General features: G+C 74.3%; 18 protein-coding genes. 11 read left to right on the top strand and 7 right to left on the bottom strand.

All coding sequences use genetic code 11. The annotated features are described in order from the left end of the window. Positions 1-88 precede the first annotated feature (88 nt). From OG245_RS16775 to OG245_RS16765, 3 genes are all read left to right on the top strand, one after another. Complete coding sequence (locus OG245_RS16775; RefSeq protein ID WP_371624337.1) at positions 89-1,390, top strand: cytochrome P450; 1,302 nt, start codon at positions 89-91, stop codon at positions 1,388-1,390. A gap of 312 nt (positions 1,391-1,702) precedes the next feature. Next, positions 1,703-2,617 carry a diiron oxygenase gene (locus OG245_RS16770; RefSeq protein ID WP_371624336.1) on the top strand — a complete coding sequence of 305 codons (915 nt, stop codon included), beginning with the start codon at positions 1,703-1,705 and terminating at the stop codon, positions 2,615-2,617. A gap of 9 nt (positions 2,618-2,626) precedes the next feature. Next, positions 2,627-4,294: an FAD-dependent oxidoreductase gene (locus OG245_RS16765; protein ID WP_371624335.1), complete on the top strand. Its 1,668-nt coding sequence runs from the start codon at positions 2,627-2,629 to the stop codon at positions 4,292-4,294. 87 nt (positions 4,295-4,381) lie between these two features. Here the strand turns inward: OG245_RS16765 and OG245_RS16760 are convergent, their stop codons facing one another. Further along, the gene (locus OG245_RS16760) at positions 4,382-5,851 is read right to left on the bottom strand and encodes an MFS transporter (protein ID WP_371624334.1); all 1,470 of its coding nucleotides are present in this window, start codon (positions 5,849-5,851) and stop codon (positions 4,382-4,384) included. Between the two features lie 225 nt (positions 5,852-6,076). Between OG245_RS16760 and OG245_RS16755 the strand changes: the two genes are divergently transcribed. Continuing rightward, entirely contained in the window at positions 6,077-6,523 is a 447-nt protein-coding gene (locus OG245_RS16755) for a MarR family winged helix-turn-helix transcriptional regulator (RefSeq protein WP_371624333.1), read from the top strand. Positions 6,524-6,563: 40 nt separating this feature from the next. On the opposite strand, the gene OG245_RS16750 is transcribed toward OG245_RS16755, so the two are convergent. After that, positions 6,564-7,964 carry an NAD(P)/FAD-dependent oxidoreductase gene (locus OG245_RS16750; protein WP_371624332.1) on the bottom strand — a complete coding sequence of 467 codons (1,401 nt, stop codon included), beginning with the start codon at positions 7,962-7,964 and terminating at the stop codon, positions 6,564-6,566. Positions 7,965-8,043: 79 nt separating this feature from the next. Here OG245_RS16750 and OG245_RS16745 point away from each other — a divergent pair, with 79 nt between their 5' ends. Further along, entirely contained in the window at positions 8,044-8,994 is a 951-nt protein-coding gene (locus tag OG245_RS16745; protein WP_371627903.1) for an aminoglycoside phosphotransferase family protein, read from the top strand. A gap of 167 nt (positions 8,995-9,161) precedes the next feature. Next, positions 9,162-9,659 (top strand): N-acetyltransferase family protein, encoded by a 498-nt coding sequence (locus OG245_RS16740; RefSeq protein ID WP_371624331.1) that lies wholly within the window; start codon positions 9,162-9,164, stop codon positions 9,657-9,659. Here OG245_RS16740 and OG245_RS16735 read toward each other — a convergent pair whose 3' ends face one another. Continuing rightward, a complete protein-coding gene (locus OG245_RS16735) occupies positions 9,660-10,661 on the bottom strand; it encodes a zinc-binding dehydrogenase (protein ID WP_371624330.1) in 1,002 nt (333 codons plus the stop codon). Positions 10,662-10,792: 131 nt separating this feature from the next. Further along, positions 10,793-12,007: an NAD(P)-binding protein gene (locus OG245_RS16730; RefSeq protein ID WP_371624329.1), complete on the bottom strand. Its 1,215-nt coding sequence runs from the start codon at positions 12,005-12,007 to the stop codon at positions 10,793-10,795. Between the two features lie 102 nt (positions 12,008-12,109). Here OG245_RS16730 and OG245_RS16725 point away from each other — a divergent pair, with 102 nt between their 5' ends. Further along, the gene (locus tag OG245_RS16725) at positions 12,110-12,847 is read left to right on the top strand and encodes a pentapeptide repeat-containing protein (protein WP_371624328.1); all 738 of its coding nucleotides are present in this window, start codon (positions 12,110-12,112) and stop codon (positions 12,845-12,847) included. Between the two features lie 24 nt (positions 12,848-12,871). Here OG245_RS16725 and OG245_RS16720 read toward each other — a convergent pair whose 3' ends face one another. The 3 genes from OG245_RS16720 to OG245_RS16710 all read right to left on the bottom strand — a co-directional run bounded on the left by OG245_RS16720 (position 12,872) and on the right by OG245_RS16710 (position 15,800). After that, entirely contained in the window at positions 12,872-13,369 is a 498-nt protein-coding gene (locus tag OG245_RS16720; RefSeq protein WP_371624327.1) for a hypothetical protein, read from the bottom strand. A gap of 479 nt (positions 13,370-13,848) precedes the next feature. Then, positions 13,849-14,493, bottom strand: coding sequence for a response regulator transcription factor (locus tag OG245_RS16715; protein WP_359622020.1), 645 nt, complete (start codon positions 14,491-14,493; stop codon positions 13,849-13,851). Beyond that, positions 14,490-15,800 carry a sensor histidine kinase gene (locus tag OG245_RS16710; protein ID WP_371624326.1) on the bottom strand — a complete coding sequence of 437 codons (1,311 nt, stop codon included), beginning with the start codon at positions 15,798-15,800 and terminating at the stop codon, positions 14,490-14,492. The genes OG245_RS16715 and OG245_RS16710 overlap by 4 nt, the downstream gene beginning before the upstream one ends. 370 nt (positions 15,801-16,170) lie before the next feature. Here OG245_RS16710 and OG245_RS16705 point away from each other — a divergent pair, with 370 nt between their 5' ends. The 4 genes from OG245_RS16705 (at position 16,171) to OG245_RS16690 (ending at position 20,155) form a co-directional block, all read left to right on the top strand. Further along, positions 16,171-16,728: a heme-binding protein gene (locus tag OG245_RS16705; RefSeq protein WP_371624325.1), complete on the top strand. Its 558-nt coding sequence runs from the start codon at positions 16,171-16,173 to the stop codon at positions 16,726-16,728. Between the two features lie 61 nt (positions 16,729-16,789). Further along, entirely contained in the window at positions 16,790-17,386 is a 597-nt protein-coding gene (locus tag OG245_RS16700; protein ID WP_371624324.1) for an ankyrin repeat domain-containing protein, read from the top strand. Further along, the gene (locus tag OG245_RS16695; RefSeq protein WP_371624323.1) at positions 17,383-18,555 is read left to right on the top strand and encodes a YncE family protein; all 1,173 of its coding nucleotides are present in this window, start codon (positions 17,383-17,385) and stop codon (positions 18,553-18,555) included. The genes OG245_RS16700 and OG245_RS16695 overlap by 4 nt, the downstream gene beginning before the upstream one ends. A 187-nt stretch (positions 18,556-18,742) precedes the next feature. After that, positions 18,743-20,155: a M1 family metallopeptidase gene (locus tag OG245_RS16690; protein WP_371624322.1), complete on the top strand. Its 1,413-nt coding sequence runs from the start codon at positions 18,743-18,745 to the stop codon at positions 20,153-20,155. The last annotated feature ends 25 nt before the right edge of the window (positions 20,156-20,180 follow it).

Below are 20,180 nucleotides of genomic sequence, written 5' to 3'. Positions count from 1 at the left end.
CTCCTTCCCCGATGACTCCCTCCCTGATGGCTTCGTCCCCGGTGACCTCGTCCCCGGCGCCGTGATCCCGCGAACAGAGGAGAACCCGATGGCGTACGAACCGACCGCCGGCTCCGCGACCGCCGACTCCGCGATCCCCGACGAGGCGCCCGTCCCGCCCGTCCTGCCCACCGACCGGCACACCGGCTGCCCCTTCGACCCGCCCGCCGCGCTCACCGCGCTGAGCGACCGCCCGGTCCGCCCCCTGCGCTACGCCGACGGGCACGTGGGCCGGCTGGTCACCGGGCACGCGGCGGCCCGCGCGGTGCTGGCCGATCCGCGCTTCAGCTCCCGCTACGAACTCCTGCACCTGCCGATGGCGATGGAAGGCGCACCGGGAGAGCTGCCGCCGGCGCCCATCGGGGACATCACCGGCTTGGACGCCCCGGAGCACACCCGCTACCGCCGACTGCTCGCCGGCCGGTTCACCGTACGCCGGATGCGCCAACTGGCCAGCCGCATCGAAGAGTTCACCGCCGACTGCCTGGACGCCATGGAACAGGCCGGGCCCACCGCCGACCTGGTGGAGGCCTTCGCGCGGCCCGTGCCCACGCTGGTGATCTGCGAGCTGCTCGGCGTGCCCTACGCCGACCGGGGGCGTTTTCTGGGGCTGGTCGAGGTCATCTTCGACCAGGCCGCCGACGCCGGGGCCAGGGACGAGGCCTACGCGGGACTGCTCCGGTACGTCGGTGAACTCGTCCTCGCCAAGCGGGCCGAGCCCACCGACGACCTGCTCAGCGACCTCGCCGCACCCGTGCCGGGCCCCGGGTCCGGCGACCCGGCCGTCCCCGGGCCCGCGGCCTCCGGCCTCAGTGACGAGGAACTGGCCGGGATCGGCGGGCTCCTCCTCGCCGCCGGGCTCGACACCACCGCGAACATGCTCGGCCTCGGTGTCTTCGCCCTGCTCAGCCACCCCGGCCAGCTGGAGGCCCTGCGCGCCGACCCGGATCTCGCCGGGCCGGCCGCGGAGGAGCTGCTGCGCTGTCTCAGCGTGGCCGACCCGCTGCTGCGGTCCGCGCTGGAGGACGTCGAGGTGGCGGGCGAGCTGATCAGGGCGGGGGAGACGGTGACCGTCTCCGTGCAGGCCGCCAACCGGGACCCGGGCAGATTCCCCGAGCCCGACCGGCTCGACATCCGCCGCCGGGCCACCGGGCATCTCTCCTTCGGCCACGGCCCCCACCAGTGCCTCGGCCAGCAGCTCGCCCGGGTCGAGATGACCGTCGCGCTCCCGGCGCTCTTCGCCCGCTTCCCCGCCCTGCGCCTCGCGGTCCCGCCGGAGGAAGTGCCGCTGCGCGAACGCTCCAGCATCTACGGAGTGGTCTCCCTGCCGGTCGCCTGGGAGGAGGAATAGCGCCGAACCGCCCCCGGGGCAAGGAGATGCGGTGAGCGTCCGTACCGATTTCTACCGAGGGGTAGGCGACCCGGGATCCTTGTTATACCTTGCGTCTAACAAGGATCCCGGGTCGGCCGGTGTCCGGTCCGGCGCGGGCCGTCGCCCCCGGCCCCGGTGATCCCGTACAGCGCACAGCACACAGCACGACCCGACCCCGTACATCGCGAGCCGAGTCCGTACAGCGCGAGCCGGCTCCGTACGCGGCGGTCGGCCGACGTACGCACCTCACCACGATCGAGGATCACCGCACGCGACCCAAGGAGCCGCAGCATGGCCGGCAGCACCGTTCCGTCGAAGGTCCAGGAGAGTCCCGAGGGCGACGACGTCGCGCGCCGGCTGCTCGACTCGGCCGCGCAGCTGGCGTACGACCCGGCCACCGAGGTGGACTGGGAGACGCCGCTGGACAAGGAGTTCCACGGCGCGAGCCCGGAGTGGTGCAGCCTCTACGGGACCGCGTACTGGGGCGAGTTGACCGAGGGGCAGCGCAAGGAGCTGACCCGGCAGGAGGCCGCCTCGGTCGCCAGCACCGGGATCTGGTTCGAGATGATCCTCCAGCAGATGGTGCTGCGCGACATCTACATGAAGAACCCGGCGGGCGCGGAGTTCCAGTGGGCGCTCACCGAGATAGCCGAGGAGTGCCGTCACTCGATCATGTTCGCGCGAGGTGCGCAGAAGCTCGGCGCGCCCCACTACCGGCCCCGCCGCGCGGTGATGGAGCTGGGCCGGGCGTTCAAGACGCTGGCGTTCGGCGAGGCGGCGTACGCGGCGATCCTGGTCGCCGAGGAAGTGCTCGACGTGATGCAGCGGGACTGGATGCGCGACGAGCGGGTCGTGCCGTTCGTCCGCACCATCAACAACATCCATGTGGTGGAGGAGTCCCGGCACATGAAGTTCGCCCGGGACGAGACCCTCAAGCGCCTGGAGGGCGCCGGGTGGGCGCGGCGCCAGCTCAACGCGTTCGTCGTCGCCGTCGCCTCGTACTTCATCGTGACCAGCATGGTGAACCCGGAGGTCTACCGGAAGGCCGGACTGGACAAGCAGCGGGCGCTGGCCGCCGCCAGGGGCAACGAGCACCACAAGTCCATGATGCGGTCCAGCTGTTCGGGGCTGATGGACTTCCTGGCCTCCGCCCGCCTGCTCACCAGGCCCGCCCTCGCGTTCTACAAGCGCGCCAACCTGATCTGAGCCGGGGCCATGACCTACGCCATCACCCAGACCTGCTGCAACGACGCCACCTGCGTGGCGGTCTGTCCGGTCAACTGCATCCACCCGACGCCCGAGGAACGCGCCTTCGGCAGTACGGAGATGCTCCACATCGATCCCCGGGCGTGCATCGACTGCGGGGCCTGCGCGGACGCCTGCCCGGTGGACGCGATCTTTCCGGTGGACTCGCTGTCCGCCGGGCAGCGGGAGTACGCGGACATCAACGCGGCTTACTACGCGGGTGCCGAGCCGTCCGCCGGGGTGGTCGACGGGCCCAACTTCCACGCCTGGGGCGAGCCGGTCTTCGGGCGCAGTCTGCCGTCCGACTTCGGGCCGCTGCGGGTGGCCGTCGTCGGCACCGGGCCCGCCGGGATGTACGCGGCGCAGGACCTGCTGCTGCACACCGCCGCCGAGGTGACCCTGATCGACCGGCTGCCGGTGGCCGGCGGGCTCGTCCGGTACGGCGTGGCCCCCGACCACCCCGCGACGAAGAAGGTCGGCGACACCTTCTCCCGCTTCCACTCCCACCCCCGGGTCCGGATGCACCTGGGCATCGAGGTGGGCCGGGACGTCACGGCGGAGGAGCTGGCCGCCCACCACGACGCGGTGATCTACGCGGTCGGCGCCTCCACGGACCGGCGGCTCGGCATCCCCGGCGAGGAGGGCCCCGGGTGCCTGTCGGCGACCTCGTTCGTCGCCTGGTACAACGCCCACCCCGAGGCCGTCGCGCAGGACGTCGACCTGTCCGCCGAGCGGGTCGTCGTGGTGGGCAACGGCAACGTGGCCCTCGACGTCGCCCGGATCCTGGTCGCCGACCCCGAGGCGCTAGCGGGCACCGACATCGCCGCCCACGCGCTGGAGGCGCTGCGGGCCAGCCGGGTCCGCGAGGTGGTGGTGCTGGGGCGGCGGGGGCCCGAGGACGCCGCGTACACCCGCTCCGAACTCCTCGCGCTGAAGCACCTGCCGGGTGTGGAGCTGGTCGTGGACGACCACGATCCGCGTACGGCGGCGGCGATCGGGGCGGCCGGGGCGGGCGACCGCGCCGGGCTGCTGCGGGGGCTCGCCCGGGTGCGGACGGACGCGGCGTCCCCCGGGCCCGGCAGAGGGGCGGACCGGCGCATCGTGCTCCGCTTCCACTCCGAGCCTGTGGAGGTCCTGGGCGAAGGGGCCGCGCGCACCGTACGGGTCACCGACGGCGGCGGGGGTGCGGCGGACCTGGCCGCCGGAATGCTGCTGCGGGCCATCGGATACCGGGGGCTGCCGGTCCCCGGGCTGCCGTTCGACGAGGCCTCGGGCACCGTCCCGCACGAGGGCGGCCGGGTCGCCGGGCTGCCCGGCGGCTATGTGGTCGGCTGGATCAAGCGCGGGCCCTCCGGCGGGATCGGCGCCAACCGCACCTGTGCGGCCGAGACGGTCGGCACGCTCCTGGCCGACGCGGTCGCCGGGACGCTGCCCGCCCCGACGGGCGACGCCCGGGCGTTCCGGCGCCTGGCCCGGCGGCGCAACCGCCGGGTCGTGGACGCCCGGGGCCTGGCCGCGATCGACCGCGCCGAACGGGACCGGGGGCGGCGCGACGGGCGGCCCCGGGTGAAGCTCGCCACCGTCGAGGAGCTGGTCGCGACGGCGAGAGCGGGGCGGGTGCTGCGGCTGACGCGCTGACCGCCGGTATCGGCGCCGTACGAAGTCCGGCCCGGGGCCCGGCGGTTCAAGCCGCCGGGCCCCGGGCCGGACTTCGTACGGGCGAGGTCAGGCCGTGGACTCCGAGGCCTCCGGCAGCCCGGCGGGGGCGTTCGAAGCGGCCGGCCGCAGGGTCGCGTTCGCCGGGCGTACGGGGATGAGGGCGGCGACGACCGCCGCCGCGAGGCCCACTCCGCAGCCGATGAGCATCGCGACGCGGAAGCCGTTCTGGGAGGCCAGCGGGAAGCCGCCGAAGTCCGTGGTCATCCGGGCCAGGACCACGCCGATCACCGCTGCCGCGAAGGACGTGCCGATGGAGCGCATCAGGGCGTTGAAGCTGTTCGCCGACGCGGTCTCGGACCGGGGCACGGCGCTCATGATGAGCGCGGGCATCGCCCCGTACGCGAAGCCGACGCCCGAGTTGCAGACGAGGGTGACGATCAGGAGGCTCCACGGGGAGTCCGCGCCGATCAGCGGTACGGAGAGGCCGTAGCCGGCGGCGATGAGGAGGCTGCCGACGGCCAGGGTGACCTTCGGGCCCTTGGCGGCGGACAGCTTCGCGCCGACCGGGGACATCGCCATCATCATCAGGCCCGCCGGGGCCATCCACAGGCCCATCGCCAGCATCGACTGGCCCAGGCCGTACCCGGTGGCCTCGGGCAGCTGGAGCAGCTGGGGCACGACGAGGGACTGCGCGTACATCGCGAAGCCGACCAGGACCGAGGCGGTGTTCGTCATCAGGACCTGGGGGCGGGCGGTGACGCGGAGGTCGACCAGCGGTTCGCTGAGGCGCAGTTCCCACCAGCCCCAGGCGGGCAGCAGCACCAGCACGGCGGCGAAGAGGGTGAGCGTGGTGGCGCTGCCCCAGCCCCAGTCGGCGCCCTTGGAGACGGCGAGCAGCAGGCAGATCAGGGCGGCGCCGAGGCCGACGGCCCCGAGCAGGTCGAAGCTCGTGGACCGGGTGGCCGGGCGGTCGCCCGGGACCAGGGCCAGGATCAGCGCGCCGACCGCGAGGGCCAGCACGGCGACCACCCAGAACAGCACCCGCCAGCTGGTGTTCTCCGCGATGGCGGCGGCGAACGGCAGGCCCAGCGCGCCGCCCACGCCCATCGAGGCGCTCATGATCGCGATGGACGGGCCGAGCTTCTCGGCCGGCACCACGTCGCGCAGCAGGCTGATGCCGAGCGGGACCACGCCCATGCCCAGGCCCTGGAGCCCGCGCCCGGCGATCATCGGGACCACCGACGAGGACAGCGCGCAGACCACCGAGCCGAGGACCAGCGGGACGAGCGAGACGAGCAGCATGCGCCGCTTGCCGTACATGTCGCCGAGCCGGCCGGCGACGGGCGTGGCCACGGCGGCGGCCAGCAGGGTGGCGGTGATCACCCAGGAGGCGTTCGACGCGGAGGTGTCGAACATCTTCGGCAGCTCCGCGATCAGCGGCACCACCAGGGTCTGGGTGAGCGCCGCCACGATGCCGGCGAAGGCCAGGATGCCGACCACGCCTCCCGGGCGGGCTGCGGGGGGTGAACTCTCCACGGGTGCTGCGCTCCCTCTTGCCCTTGCGGGCCTGTCGGTCGTTTGAGTCGTGCGGATCGTGCGGGTCGTGCGGGTTGTGTGGGTCGCGCGGTCGTTCGGATCGTTCGATCTGGCGTACGCGCTTTCGACGTCCGACTATGCAAGGTACATGAATTGTGCATCATGCATAACATGTGCACCATGCACATCTATCGTGATAGTCCTGGTCAACGAAGGAAGCAGCGCGTGGACAAGCCCATCGACCGGATCGAACGCGAGACGATGCTGCTCGGCCGGTACATGCACATGGTCACGCCGCGCGTGGACTGGCAGCTCGACCGGTCCGCCTACATCCTGCTCAGCCGGATCCAGGTGGAGGGGCCCATGTCCATCGGCCAGCTCGGCGACGCCTTCCGGCTGGACGCGTCGACGCTCAACCGGCAGACCGCCGCGATGCTGCGGGCCGGGGTCGTCGAGCGGATCCCGGACCCCGACGGCGGGATCGCCCGCAAGTTCGCCATCACGGAGGAGGGCGGCCGCCGCCTGGACAGCGACCGGGCGAGGAACATGGCCGGTCTGGCGAAGGTCCTCACGGACTGGACCCCCGAGGAGGCCCAGCAGCTCGCCGACTCCCTCGGCCGCCTGAACCTCTCCATCGAGCGCCTCGACGGACGGCCCTGGCCGCGCGACTGAAGCGCGGCCGGGGACACGGCCGGGGACGCGGCGCCGTGGCTCAGTGGCGTCCCGCGATGCGGTCCGCCACCTTGGCGACCGGGTCCGTGCCGGGGCGGGGCGAGGTGCTCTCGCGGCGGTCGGCGGCGCGGTAGGCCGCGTACATGCCGTGGACGCCGAGCCAGCGGAAGGGCTCCGGCTCCCAGCGGCGGACCTTGTGGTTCACCCACGGCAGGGTGGTCAGATCCGTCGGGCCCGCCTGCCCGGAGTCCTGCTGGATCAGGTCGCGCAGGGTGCGGGCGGCGAGGTTGGCGGTGGCGACGCCGGAACCGACGTAACCGCCCGCCCAGCCCAGGCCCGTGGAACGGTCCAGGGTGACCGTGGCGCACCAGTCGCGCGGGACCCCGAGGACGCCGGACCAGGCGTGGTCGACGTGGACGCCCGCCGTGGTGGGGAAGAGCCGGACCATCAGGTCGCGCAGGGCGGCCACGGTGGCGGGCCGGGTGCGGCCGTCGTTGTCGGTGGCCGAGCCGAAGCGGTACGGGTAGCCGCGGCCGCCGAGCGCGATGCGGTCGTCGGCGGTGCGCTGGGCGTAGAAGTAGGCGTGGGCCATGTCGCCGAGGGTCTCGCGGCCCTCCCACCCGATCGTGTCCCAGATCCTGGCGGGCAGCGGCTCGGTGACGATCATCGAGGAGTTCATCGGGAGCCAGGTGCGCTTCTGCCCCTTGAGGCTCGCGGTGAAGCCCTCGGTGCAGCGCAGGACATACGGGGCGCGGACCGTGCCGTACGGCGTCACGGCGTGCTTGGGCTTGATCTCGGTGACCGGCGTCGACTCGTGGATGGTCACGCCGAGCGCCTCCACCACGTCCGCGAGGCCCTTCACCAGCTTGGCCGGGTGCAGCCGGGCGCCGTGCGGGGTCCAGGTCGAGCCGACCGCCCCGGTCACATGGACGCGCTCGGCGGTCTCGCGGGCGCCGCGCAGGACCCGGTCGCTCTCCCCGAAGGCGATCTCGACGCTGTGGAAGTCCCTGAGCCGGGCGAGCTGGGAGGGGGTGTGGGCCACCTCCAGGACGCCGCCCTGGTGGATGTCGGCGTCGATCTTCTCCTCGGCGGCGGTCCGCACGACCTCGCCGACGGTGTCGTTCATCGCCTTCTGGAGCCGTACGGCGGCGTCGTGGCCGTGCAGCTTCGCGTACCGGTCGCGGCCGGCGATGCCGTTGTACAGCCAGCCGCCGTTACGGCCGGAGGCCCCGTAGCCGCAGAACCTGGCTTCCAGGACGGTGATGTTGAGGAAGGGGACGGCCTTCTTCAGGTAGTACGCCGTCCAGAGCCCGGTGTAGCCGCCGCCGACGATGCAGACGTCGACGCTCGTGTCGCCGGGGAGGGGTTCGCGCGGGGCGGGGGTGCCCTCCTGCGCGTACCAGAACGATATGCCGCCGACGACGGTACTGACGGTGCTCATGATGCCCCTGGTGTCCCTGTCCGGTGAGATGCCGAGCGTACGTGTGGCGGGACGTTACTGCGCGCGGGGCCGTTCCGTCATGGCCCGGTCGGCGCGGATCCCTAGGATCGGTGAGGTGATCGACATTCCTGAAGAGCTGATCGCCACGCAGTCCCGGTACAACGGAGCGGCCGGCCGGGCCTTCGTCGCCGCCCTGCCCGGCCTCGCCGAGCGGTTCCTGGAGCGGTGGGGGCTGCGGCGGGACGGTCCCTCGATGTACGGGATGTGCGCGCTGGTCCTGCCGGTGGTGCGGGAGGCGGACGGGCGGCCAGCCGCGCTGAAGCTCCAGTCGGCGGACGAGGAGACGGCGGGCGAACCGGTCGCGCTGCGGGCGTGGACCGACGCGGGGGCCGGGGCGGTGGAGCTGCTCGACCACGACCCGGAGACCGGTGCGATGCTGCTGGAACGGCTCGACGAGCGGCGGCCGTTGTCCGGCGAGGCCGACGTGCGGCAGGCGGTGACGGTGCTCGGCGCGGTGCTGGCCCGGCTGGTGGCGGTGCCCGCGCCGGAGGGGCTGCGCACGTTGGGCGGGGTGGTGGAGCGGATGCTCGCGGCGGTGCCGGAGCGGGTGGGCCTGCTGGCCGACGCCGAGGACCGGCGGCTGATCGCGGACTGCGCGGCGGCGGTGCGGGAGGTCGCGGGGGAGCCGGGGGACCGGCTGCTGCACTGGGACCTGCACTACGACAACGTCCTGGCCGGGCGCGCGGACGCGGGGCGGGCCGGGGAGTGGGTGGCGCTCGATCCGAAGCCGCTCGCGGGGGACCCGGGCTTCGAGCTGTTCCCGGCGCTGGACAACCTCTTCGACGCCGACGAGGTGGTGTGGCGGTTCGACGCGTTGACGGAGGCGCTGGGCCTGGAGCGGGACCGGGAGAGGGCGCGGGCGTGGACGCTGGGGAGGGTGCTCCAGAACGGTCTGTGGGCGGCCGAGGACGGGGAGGGCCGGGTCTCCCCCGACCACGCGGAGATCGCCCGGCGGCTGCTGGGGCGGTGAGGGGGCCGTCCCGGGAGGCCGTCCGGTGAGGGGCCCGACCTCTGCTCGGTGCGGGGCCACGTACAGGGGCCGCGGCTGAGGCAGCGTCCGGGTCCGGGGCGATGTAGGGGGCCGGCGGTCGGAAAACCATGGTGTGGTCCGGGCAGCGGGTTGCTTACGCTGCGCCCATGATTCGTACCGCCACACCTGAAGACGTCCCCGTCCTGCACGCCCTGGTGCGGGATCTCGCCGCGTACGAGAAGGCCCTCGACGAGGTCGTCGTCACCGAGGAGCAGCTGACCGAGGCGCTGTTCGGCGACCGTCCCGCCGCCTACGCGCACGTGGCGACGGCCGACGACGACGGAGACGGCGGCGAGGTGATCGGCTTCGCCCTGTGGTTCCTGAACTTCTCGACCTGGCGCGGCGTGCACGGCATCTACCTGGAGGACCTGTACGTCCGCCCCGACCGGCGCGGCGGCGGCCACGGCAGGGCGCTGCTGACGGAGCTGGCGCGGATCTGCGGTGAGCGCGGCTACCAGCGGCTGGAGTGGTCCGTCCTCGACTGGAACGCCCCGTCCATCGCGTTCTACGAGTCGCTCGGCGCGCGCCCGCAGGACGAGTGGACGGTGTACCGGCTGACGGACGGGGCCCTGGCCCGGCTGGGGGCGGACGGTCGCGGGGCCTGACTACGGCTCCAGGACCACCTTGCCGATCGTGCCCCGGGTCTCCAGCGCGCGGTGCGCTGCGGCGGCCTCGGCGAGCGGGAAGCGCTGTACGGCGGGCCGCAGCCGGCCGGCCGCCGCCTCGGCGAGGGCTCGGGTCTCCAGCGCGCGCAGACCGCCGCCCCTCTCGATCATCGCCGGCCCGAGGACGGACCCGGACGTGATGGCGCGTCCGGCCAGTTCCTCGTCGGTGAAGGTGAGCGGCCCCCCGTCGAGGAGCCCCGCGCCCGACCAGCCGTAGACCACGTGCTGCCCGCCGGGGCCGAGCAGGTCCACGGCGGCGCGGGCGGTGGTCCCGCCGACGGCGTCGTAGACGACGGTGGCCCGCAGCCCCGCCGCTTCGAGGTGCTCGCGGGCCCTGCGCGGCCAGTCGGGCCGGGTGTAGTCGAGGGCGAGGCCGGCGCCTTCGGCCTCCGCCCGGGCCGCCTTCGCCGGGCCCCCGGCCAGCGCGATGACGGTGGCCCCGGCGTTCTTCGCGTGCTGGACGACGAGGGTGCCGATCCCGCCCGCCGCCGCGGTGACGACGACCACCGAATCCGGGCCGAGCGGGGTGAACCCGAGGATGCCGAGGGCGGTGCGGCCGGTGCCGATCATGGCGACGGCCCCGGCGGCGTCGAGCCCCTCGGGGATCTCGTGGAGCCGGTCGGCCTCGGTGACGGTGAGTTCGGCGTACCCGCCCGGCGCCATGCCGATGTGGGCGACGACGCGCTTGCCGAGCCAGGCCGCGTCGGTGCCCTCTCCCACCGACTCGACGGTTCCGGCGATCTCGCGGCCGGGGACGGTGGGGAGGCGGGCGGGCTCCGGGTAGGGGCCGCGCTCCCCTTCCCGCAGAACGGTGTCCAGGACGTGCACCCCGGCCGCGGCCACGGCGATACGGACCTGTCCGGGGCCGGGGACGGGGTCCTCGGCCTCCTCGTACACGAGGTTCTCGGCGGGGCCGAAGGCGTGAAGGCGTACGGCGTGCATGACGGGCTCCCTGGGGTCGCGGTGCGGGCTGTGCCCCGCTGCGGGCTGTGCCGGTCGCGGGCCGCGCCGGCTGTGTGCCGTGCCCGCTGTGGACTGTGCCCCCCACCCTCGTACCTCAAGTCCTGTTGAGGTCAACCCCGGTCCCGGGCTCCCGTCCCGGAGCGCTTGCCGGTGGCCTCCCCGGTGGCCGTCCCGGCCGCCTTCACGGCGAGCAGGGCGGCTTCGAGGCCGCTGGTGAAGGAGACCTCGCTGAGGAGTCCGGGGGCGGCGACCTGGTCGCCCGCCAGGAAGATGCCGTTGCCCCGGACGACGGAGGGCCGGTCCCGCCAGGTGGTTCCCGGGCGGTCGACGGCTCCGGTGCGGCCGTCGGCGAGGGCCTCGACGCGCCAGGTGGTGCGCTCCCGCCAGCCGGGGAAGCCGAGGTTGAGGAGTTCCTCGGCCCGCGCGGTCCCTTCCGCCCGGCGGGCGTCGGGGCCGATCGGGAACTGGCCCTGGAGCAGTTGTTCGCCGGCCGGGGCGAGGCCGGGGTCCTGGGCGGTGAACCGCTCCAGCCAGCCCGGCGCGTCCAGGTCCGACACGACGAACGCGTCGCCGCGCCGGGTGCGCAGCGCCAGGTCCAGCAGGACGGTGCGGCCGCTCTCCCAGGTGAGGGACGGGTCGTCGAGGAGGAGGCGGGCGGAGTCGAGGGAGGCGGCGACGACGACCGGTCCGGTCCGGGACAGCTCGCCGAGGGTCCGGGTGTCGACGCGGGCGGCGGTCTCGATGCCGACGCCGAGGCCCCGGGCGTGGCCGGCCATCCGCTCGACGAGCGGCGCCCAGCCGCCGACCGGGTAGTGGGCCTCGGGCGGGAACGAGGCCAGGCGGTGCAGGCGCTCCTGGACGAACCGGGCGGAGAGCGACCCGGGGTCGTGGTGGAACAGCGCGGTGGCGGCGAAGTTCGCGGCGGCGCGGGCGCCCTCCTCGCCGACCTGCCCGGTGGCCCACTCCAGGAAGGCGTCGTCCACCGGGGCCGTGCCGGGGGCCCGGCGGGCGAGTCGCAGCAGCGCCACGGGCGGGGTCCGGCGGGCGGCTCCCGCGCGGCGGAAACGGAACCGGAGGCCCTCGCGGGGCGGTACGGAGACGACGGCGCCGAGAAGACCGCGCCGGGCCAGCCAGGTCCAGTGCGGCCCGCGCCGGTACAGGGCGTGCGGGCCCTCGTTGGCGCGGTACGGCCCGTCCGCGGTCCTGGCCCGGCCGCCGAGCGTCCGGTGGCCCTCGTACAGGGTGACCCGCGCACCGGACTCGGCCGCGGTGATGGCGGCGGTGAGGCCGGCGAGGCCGCCGCCGATGACGTGGATGTGTTCCATGGCTGGATCTCCTTCGCGTCTTTGATGATGCGACGGATCGGGGGCGGCGGCTCGTGACACGGTCGCCGGGGCGTTGTCAGTGGGGTGCGTCACGATGGGGGCATGGCAGCGAGCGAGGGCAGGACGACCAGGACGACCGGGGCGACCAGGGGAGCCAGGGGGAGCAGGGCGGTCAAGGGCAGGAAGGACACCGTCGCGGCGGCGCGGCGTCCGGAGGTGCGGCTGCCTCCGCTCGTCCCCTACGAGGGCGAGGGCCTGGAGCCGGACGGGGACTACGACGGGATGCGGTTCGACGGAGTGGACCTGGCGGACGCGTCGGGCCGGGGCGCCCGGTTCATGGACTGCGCGCTGGACGGCTGCGCCCTGGACCGCGCGGAGCTGACGCGGGCCCGCTTCATCGACACGGTGCTGACGGGCGTACGGGGTGTGGGCACCGATCTCGCGGAGGCGTCGCTGCGGGACGTGGAGGTGGTGGACGCGCGCCTGGGCGGGGTGCAGCTGCACGGTGCGGTGCTGGAGCGGGTGGTGGTGCGCGGCGGCAAGATCGACTACCTGAATCTGCGCAGGACCCGGCTCAAGGACGTCGTCTTCGAGGGCTGCGTGCTCTCCGAGCCGGACTTCGGGGACGCGCACCTGGTCCGCGTCGAGTTCCGGGACTGCGTGCTGAAGCGGGCGGACTTCAGCGGGGTCCGGATGGAGTCGGTGGACCTGCGCGCGGTGGCCGAGCTGGACATCGCGCGGGGCGTGGACCGGCTGGCGGGCGCGGTGATCAGCCCGTCGCAGCTGATGGAGCTGGCTCCGGCGTTCGCGGCGCAGATCGGGGTGCGGGTGGAGGCGTGAGCACCCCGGGCGGCGTCGCGGGCCTCACATGCGGGGGAAGCGGGCCTGGAGGTCCCAGATCACGGGGTTGTCGGCGAGGCCCTCGTGCATGTCGGCCAGGTCGGCGATCAGGTCGTGCAGGAAGTCGCGGGCCTCGCGGCGCAGGAGGGAGTGGCTGAAGGTGAGCGGGGGCTCGTCGCCGGGCATCCAGTCCGCCTCGACGTCGACCCAGCCGAAGCGCCGCTCGAACATCATCCGGTCCGGGGACTCGGTGAAGTCCAGCTCAGCGTACTGCTGCCGGTGCGAGCGGTTGCCGCGCGGGTCCTGGTCGATCTGCTCGACGATGTCGCACAGCGCCCACGCGAAGTCGAGCACCGGCACCCATCCCCAGGCCGTGGACACCTCGCGGTCCGCCTTGGTGTCCGCGAGGTAGACGTCGCCGGAGAACAGATCGTGCCGCAGCGCGCGGACGTCCGCGCGGCGGTAGTCGGTCTGCGGGGGGTCGGGGAAGCGGCGGGAGAGGGAGTAGCCGATGTCGAGCACGGATCGATGGTGTCATGCCCGTCCGGGGCTGAGACGCCCAGCACCGCATGGGCGGCCAGGGGCGGCAGGCACACCTCGACGCACTCGACGTGCTCGCCCCGGACCCGGGCCGGGCGACAACGCTCCTCAGCGGCCGGCGCGCCGTGGCGCTCTCCACCGTGAGGGGGGCTTCCCCGAGCCCGATGACGACGACCACGACGGGCTGGGGGAGCACCTGCATGTCCAGCCCGACCGACGCGCGGTCACGGAAGCCGGCCATCCGGACACCGTCGAGCGCCGTGCCGCCGAGCAGATGGGCGACCTTCCAGCCGTGCTCGGAATCGTGCTCCCGAGGCGCGGGGCCCACATGATTTCTGCGCATGCCCCTACGGGCGCCGACTCCAACGCGCCTGTCTTGGACGAAAGTTCCGGAGTCACCCGGTCCAGCTGCGCCGCGACACCGGCCGGCGCGTCACGCGGGCTCCGCGCCGCGCCCCGGCTCACGGCAGCAGGCGCTGCTCCTTCGCCACCGACACCGCGCCCGCACGGGTGTCGACGCCGAGCTTGTCGTAGATCCGGCCCAGGTGGGTCTTGACCGTGGCCTCGCTGATGAACAGGGCGCGGGCGATGTCGCGGTTGCCGAGGCCCTGGGAGAGCTGGGCCAGGATGTCGCGTTCGCGGTCGGTGAGGCTGGGGCGGGGGCTGCGCATCCGGGCCATGACCCGGCTGGCGACGGGGGCCGAGAGCGTGGTGCGGCCCTGGGCGGCGGACCGGATCGCGGCGAACAGCTCCTCCGGGCGCTCCGCCTTCAGCAGATAGCCGGTCGCCCCCGCCTCGATGGCCCGGGTGATGTCGGCGTCGGTGTCGTACGTGGTCAGCACCAGGACGTGGACCGTGCCGTCGGCCGCGATGCGGCGGGTCGCCTCGACGCCGTCGATGCCCTCGCCGAGCTGGAGGTCCATGAGGACGACGTCCGGGGTGAGCCGGGCGGCGAGCACCACGGCCTCCTCGCCGCTGCCCGCCTCGCCGACGACCTCGATGTCCGGTTCGCTGCCGAGGAGGGCGAGCAGGCCGGCCCGGACGACCACGTGGTCGTCGCAGAGCAGGATGCGTACGGGGGGCGTCTGCGGGCCTCGGCCGGTCATGCGGGGTCCTCCGGGACGGTGAGGGGGGCGGGCGCGAGCGGGATGGCGGCCGAGAGCACGGTGCCCTCGCCCGGGGCCGACTCGACGGTGAGCGTCCCGCCGAGCTGGTGCACGCGGGCCCGGATGGCGGGGAGCCCGTGGCCGCGCACGGTCTCGGGGCTGCGGACGCCCGCGGGCTCCACGGTGAAGCCGCGGCCGTTGTCGCCGATGTCGAGGACCACCCGGTCGTCGAGGTGGGTCAGGGTCAGCCCGGCGGCGGTGGCCCCGGAGTGCTCCCGCACATTGGCCAGGGCCCCCTGGGCGATGCGCAGCAGGGCGGACTGCACGCGGTCCGGCAGCGGGGCGCCGGGGGTGCCCTCCACATGGCAGTGGACGGTGAGCGCGCCCTCCGCCTGGGCGCTCTCCCGGGCCGCCAGCGTACGCAGGGCCGCTTCCAGGCCGCCGCCCTGCGCCAGGTCGGCGGGGGCCAGGTCGTGGACGAAGCGGCGGGCCTCGGCGAGGTTGCGTTCCGCGATGCCGGTGGCCGTACGGACATGGCGGCGGGCCGCGTCGGGGTCGGCGCTCCAGGTGCGGTCGGCCGCCTGGAGCAGCATCTGCTGGCTGGACAGGCCCTGGGCCAGGGTGTCGTGGATCTCCATGGAGAGCCGCTGGCGCTCGGCGAGGGTCCCCTCGCGCCGCTCGGTGGCGGCCAGTTCGCGCCGGGTGCGCAGCAGGTCGTCGATCAGCTCGCGCTGGCGTCCGGCCAACTCCCGCTGGCGTACCGCCTGGCGCCGCATATGGACGAAGACGGCGGTCGCCACGGCGGCGACCGCGGGCGGGGCGAGGACCAGATTCGGGTCGAACCCTTCGGCCAGGCGCAGTTGCGCGGCCACGACGAACGCGGTGAGCAGGGCGACCAGCGCGAGGGCCGCGCGCGGCGGCAGGATGCGCAGCCCGGTGTAGAACAACGGCACCGCGCACCACGCGAAGCTCGGCGCGAGGACGACCAGCACCATCCAGACCAGGACGAGCACGCCGAGCCAGGCGAGCCGGCGCGGGGTGGGGCGCGAACCGAGGACGGGTCCCAGGAGGTACAGCACCGCCAGGGTGATCGACAGGGCGATGATCCACGGGGTGCGGGCCTCGCCGGGGTGCCGCATCAGGAACCGGGTCAGCGAGGCGCCGAGCAGCAGGAAGAACGCGGCGTGCATGAGGAGCGCGAGCCAGCGGGCGTCGGGGTCGGCGCCGGGACCCGCGGCAGGATCGGCGTCCCGCCCCGACCCGGGACCGGCCTCCTCCGGGGCTCGCGGATCGCTCCGGTCGTCCACCTCGTACCTCGTGTTCCGTCTCGTCCGTCCCGCCCGATCCCACTGAGACCCTGCTGCCCTGTTGACCTGCTGACCTGCGCGGATCTTCCATCGTGACCCGATCCGGCCACCCCCGCATCAACCGATCGGCCGATGGGGGCGTCGGCCGACCCGCGCGCCGCTTCCAGCCGGTACGTCGACCGTACGGGGCCGGATCCGCCGGGAGGATCGATACCGGAGCGAAACGCCCGGACCACTTCCGGGCCGCCCGGCACACCGAACGAGCGGGCCGCCCGGCACACCGAACGAGCGGGCCGCCCGGCACACCGAACGAGCGGGCCGCCCGGCACACCGAACGAGCGGGCCGCCCCCGGATCACCAAGGAGCCACCATGAAGAAGCTGTCGCCGCGCACCCGTGTCGCCACCGGCGCCGTCGTCGTCGCCGCCCTCGGAGCCGGCACGTTCGGCGCGATGTCCGCGAACGCCTCCTCCCCGGCCGCCGCCCCCGCCGCCGCGGTCGAGGCCGACACGGGCAACCGGAACCTCCAGCAGACCACCCACCTCACGGTGGCCGCCGCCACCAAGGCCGCGCAGGCCACGCTGGACGCGGCGAAGAAGGAGAACCAGCGGATCTCCGTCGCGGTCGTCGACCGCAACGGCAACACCATCGTCACCCTGCGCGGCGACGGCGCGGGCCCGCAGTCCCCCGAGTCCGCGGTGAAGAAGGCGTACACCGCCGTCTCCTGGAACGCCCCCACCTCCGAGCTGGTCAAGCGCCTGGAGCAGGCCCCGAACCTGAAGGACATCCCTGGCACCCTGTTCCTGGGTGGCGGTGCTCCGGTGCAGGTCAAGGGCGCCCCGGTGGCGGGCATCGGTGTGGCCGGCGCGCCCAGCGGCGACCTCGACGAGAAGTTCGCCAAGGCGGGCGTCGCGGCCCTCGCCCGGTAGCGCCATCCGCACGGGCCACAGCCCGGACATCCGCACACGCCCGGACGGGAACGGAGTACCCATGAACGCCCTCGATCACGACCTGCTCACCGCCGCACGCACCGGCGACACCGAAGGTGTGCGCACCGCGATCGAGGGCGGCGCCCGGGTCGACGTCCGCGACGAGGAGTCGCGCACCCCGCTCCTCCTCGCCGTCCACGGCGACCACGTCGAGGCGGCCCGGCTGCTCGTGGCCGCCGGGGCGGACCCGGACGCCCAGGACCGGCGCGAGGAGAGCCCGTGGCTGGCCACCGGTGTCACCGGCAGCGTCGCGATGCTGCGTGTGCTGCTGCCGGCCGGCCCGGACCTGACCCTGCGCAACCGGTTCGGCGGCGTCTCCCTCATCCCGGCGAGCGAGCGGGGCCACGTCGGTTACGTACGGGAGGTGCTGCGGGTCACCGACATCGACGTCGACCACGTCAACCGGCTCGGCTGGACCGCCCTGCTGGAGGCGGTGATCCTCGGCGAGGGCGGGCTCGCGCACCAGCAGGTCGTGGAGCTGCTGCTCGCCGCCGGGGCCACGCGGGACCTGCCCGACGGCGACGGGGTGACGCCCCTGGCCCACGCCGAGCGGCGCGGCTTCGCCGAGCTGGCCGCCCTGCTGCGGGACGCCGCGTGACCGCGGAACGCGGCCCTCGCGCCCGTCGTCTCGCCCTCGGGATCGTCGCCGCCGCCCTGCTCGCCGGTTGCTCGGCCGGCACGACGGAAGCGACTCCGGGCACCGCCCCGGACCCCGCGGGCCCGTCCGCCGCGGCGACCCCCGACCCCTCCCGCACCCCGGCCGGCCGCACCCCCGACGGCACCCTCCTCGTCGCCGACTTCGGCAGCGACACCGTGACCTTCGTGGACCCCGGGAAGGACGGTTCGGGCAGGAACGGGGCCCCCATCGCCTCCGTCGAGGTCGGCACCGCGCCCTACGGCCTCGTCGTCGGCGAGGACGGGCGGGCCTGGGTCGCCACCGCCGAGGGCGTCGCGGTCGTCGACACCCGGGAGCGGACCCGGCTCGCGCTCGTCCCCTACGAGACGGAGTCCGGCCCGGTCACCACCGGCGAGTACCGGGGCGGCGGCATGGGCATCGCCCTGGCCCCGGACGGGAAGCACGTCTACGTCGGGGTCAACGTGCCCGGCGGCGACGGCGCGGTCGAGGTCATCGACACCGCGACCCGCGAGGTCACCGGCACCGCGCCCGTCGGCATGCGCCCGTTCGACGTGGACGTGTCCCCGGACGGCCGCGAGGTGTACGCCACCGACCACGACTCCTTCGACGTGACGGCGGTGGACGCCGACTCGCTGGAGACCCGGCGCATGGAGGTCGCCCCGTACGGCACGGAGGGCGGGCTCGGCTCCTGGCTGAAGCCGCACTACGCCGTCGTGCGCCCCGGGGACGGCAAGCTGCTGCTGCCGTTCGAGGGGGAGCGGCTCGCGGTCCTGGACCCGCGCACGGGAGAGGTGACGATCGAGCCGATGACCGCGAACACCCACCAGCACGGCGCGGCCCTCGCCCCCGACGGCACCCTCCTCGTGGTGGGCACCGGCCCGATCGGATCGGACGACGAGGACCCCTCTCTCACCGTCCGGTCCCCCGAGGGCGAGGAGCGGGTCGTCCCGCTGGACGGGCCGCACGAGGACGTGGCGGTGTCGGAGGACGGCCGCACGGCGTACGTCACCGGCGGCTTCACGCGCGACGGGTACGCGAACGGCATCACGGTCGTCGACCTGGACGACGAGAAGAACGAGCCGGTCCGCCTGGAGGCAGGCAACCGGCCACTCGGAATCGCCATCCTCTGAGCTGGAGCCGCCCGTCCTTCCCCCGAGACGGGCGGCTCCTTCCACCCCGAAGCACCGGGGAAGCACCCGGGGACCGCCAGGGGACCGCCCGGGAAGCCCCCAGGAATCGCCCGCGGACCTTCCGGGAACCGCCAACCGCCCGGCGGCCGCCCGGGAACCGGTCCTCCCGAGTCCTAGGATCGGTCGGGTGAACCACGCTCACCCGCCCCGGCGGCGCACCGCCCGCACCTCTCTGCTGCTCGCCCTCGCCCTGGCTCTTCTCGGCGGGGGCTGTACGGGCGGGGTGCGGGGAACCCCGGGCGCGGCCGGACTGCGCGACCCCTACTTCCCGGGGCTCGGCAACGGCGGTTACGACGTCACCCACTACGGCCTGGAGCTCGACGTCGACCCGGCCGGGGACCGGCTGCGCGGCACGGCCACGATCACCGCCCGCGCCACCCAGGACCTGAGCGCCTTCCACCTCGACCTCGCCGGGCTCGACGTGGACGGCGCCACGGTCGAGGGCCGCCCGGCCGCCGTGAACCGGGCGGGCAAGGAGCTGACGCTGCGTCCGGCGGCCGACGTCGAGGAGCGGCTGAGCGCGGGGCGTACGTTCACCGCCGTCGTGCGCTACTCCGGCTCCCCGGAGACGATCACCGACCCTGACGGGTCGAAGGAGGGCTGGCTGCGGACGGCCGACGGCGCGGTCGCCCTCGGCGAACCGGCCGGGTCCATGGCCTGGTTCCCCGGCAACCACCACCCGAGCGACAAGGCCGCGTACGACCTCGCGATCACCGTGCCCGAGGGGCTCGCCGGGATCTCCAACGGGGAGCTGGTGTCCCGGCGTACGGCGAACGGGCGCACCGCCTACCGCTGGCGGACCGCCGAACCGATGGCGAGCTATCTGGCGACCGTCGCCGTCGGGCGGTTCACCACCGAGGAGTCGGTGACCCCCGACGGCATCCGGGTGTTCACCGCCGTGGACCCGGAGTCGGCGGCGGCGAGCGCGGACGTGCTGGCGCGGATTCCGGCGGTGCTGACGTGGTCGGCGGGGAAGTTCGGCCCGTATCCCTTCTCGTCCGCCGGGGCGATCGTCGAGCGGACGGGCGACTCGGCCTACGCCCTGGAGACCCAGAACCGGCCCGTCTACCCCGGCCCGCCGGACACCGCGCTCCTCGTCCACGAACTGGCCCACCAGTGGTTCGGGAACTCCGTCACCCCCGCGACCTGGCGGGACATGTGGCTCAACGAGGGCTTCGCGACCTACGCGGAGTGGCTCTGGGCCGCCGACCACGAGGACGTACCGGTCGAGGAGAGCTTTCAGGAGGCGTACGAGTCCGACGAGAACTGGGCGTTCCCGCCCGCCGATCCGCCGTCCGCCGCCGAGCTGTCCGAGCCGCCGGTCTACGGGCGGGGGGCGATGGCCGTGCACCGCGTCCGGCTCGCCCTGGACGACCGGGCGTTCTTCGCCCTGGTCCAGGGGTGGACGAAGACCCACCGGCACGCCAACGCCTCGACCGACGACTTCACCGCGTACGTGGAGGAGGAGACGGGGCGGGACCTCTCCGAGCTGTGGGACGCCTGGCTGTACGGCAGGAGCCGGCCGCCCGTGGAGGGCTGACCGGCTCCCGTACTCACCCAGGTGA

Source organism: Streptomyces sp. NBC_01116 (assembly GCF_041435495.1).
In the GTDB taxonomy this organism is placed as follows: Bacteria; Actinomycetota; Actinomycetes; order Streptomycetales; family Streptomycetaceae; genus Streptomyces.
This window is presented reverse-complemented; position numbering and strand designations above follow the sequence as displayed.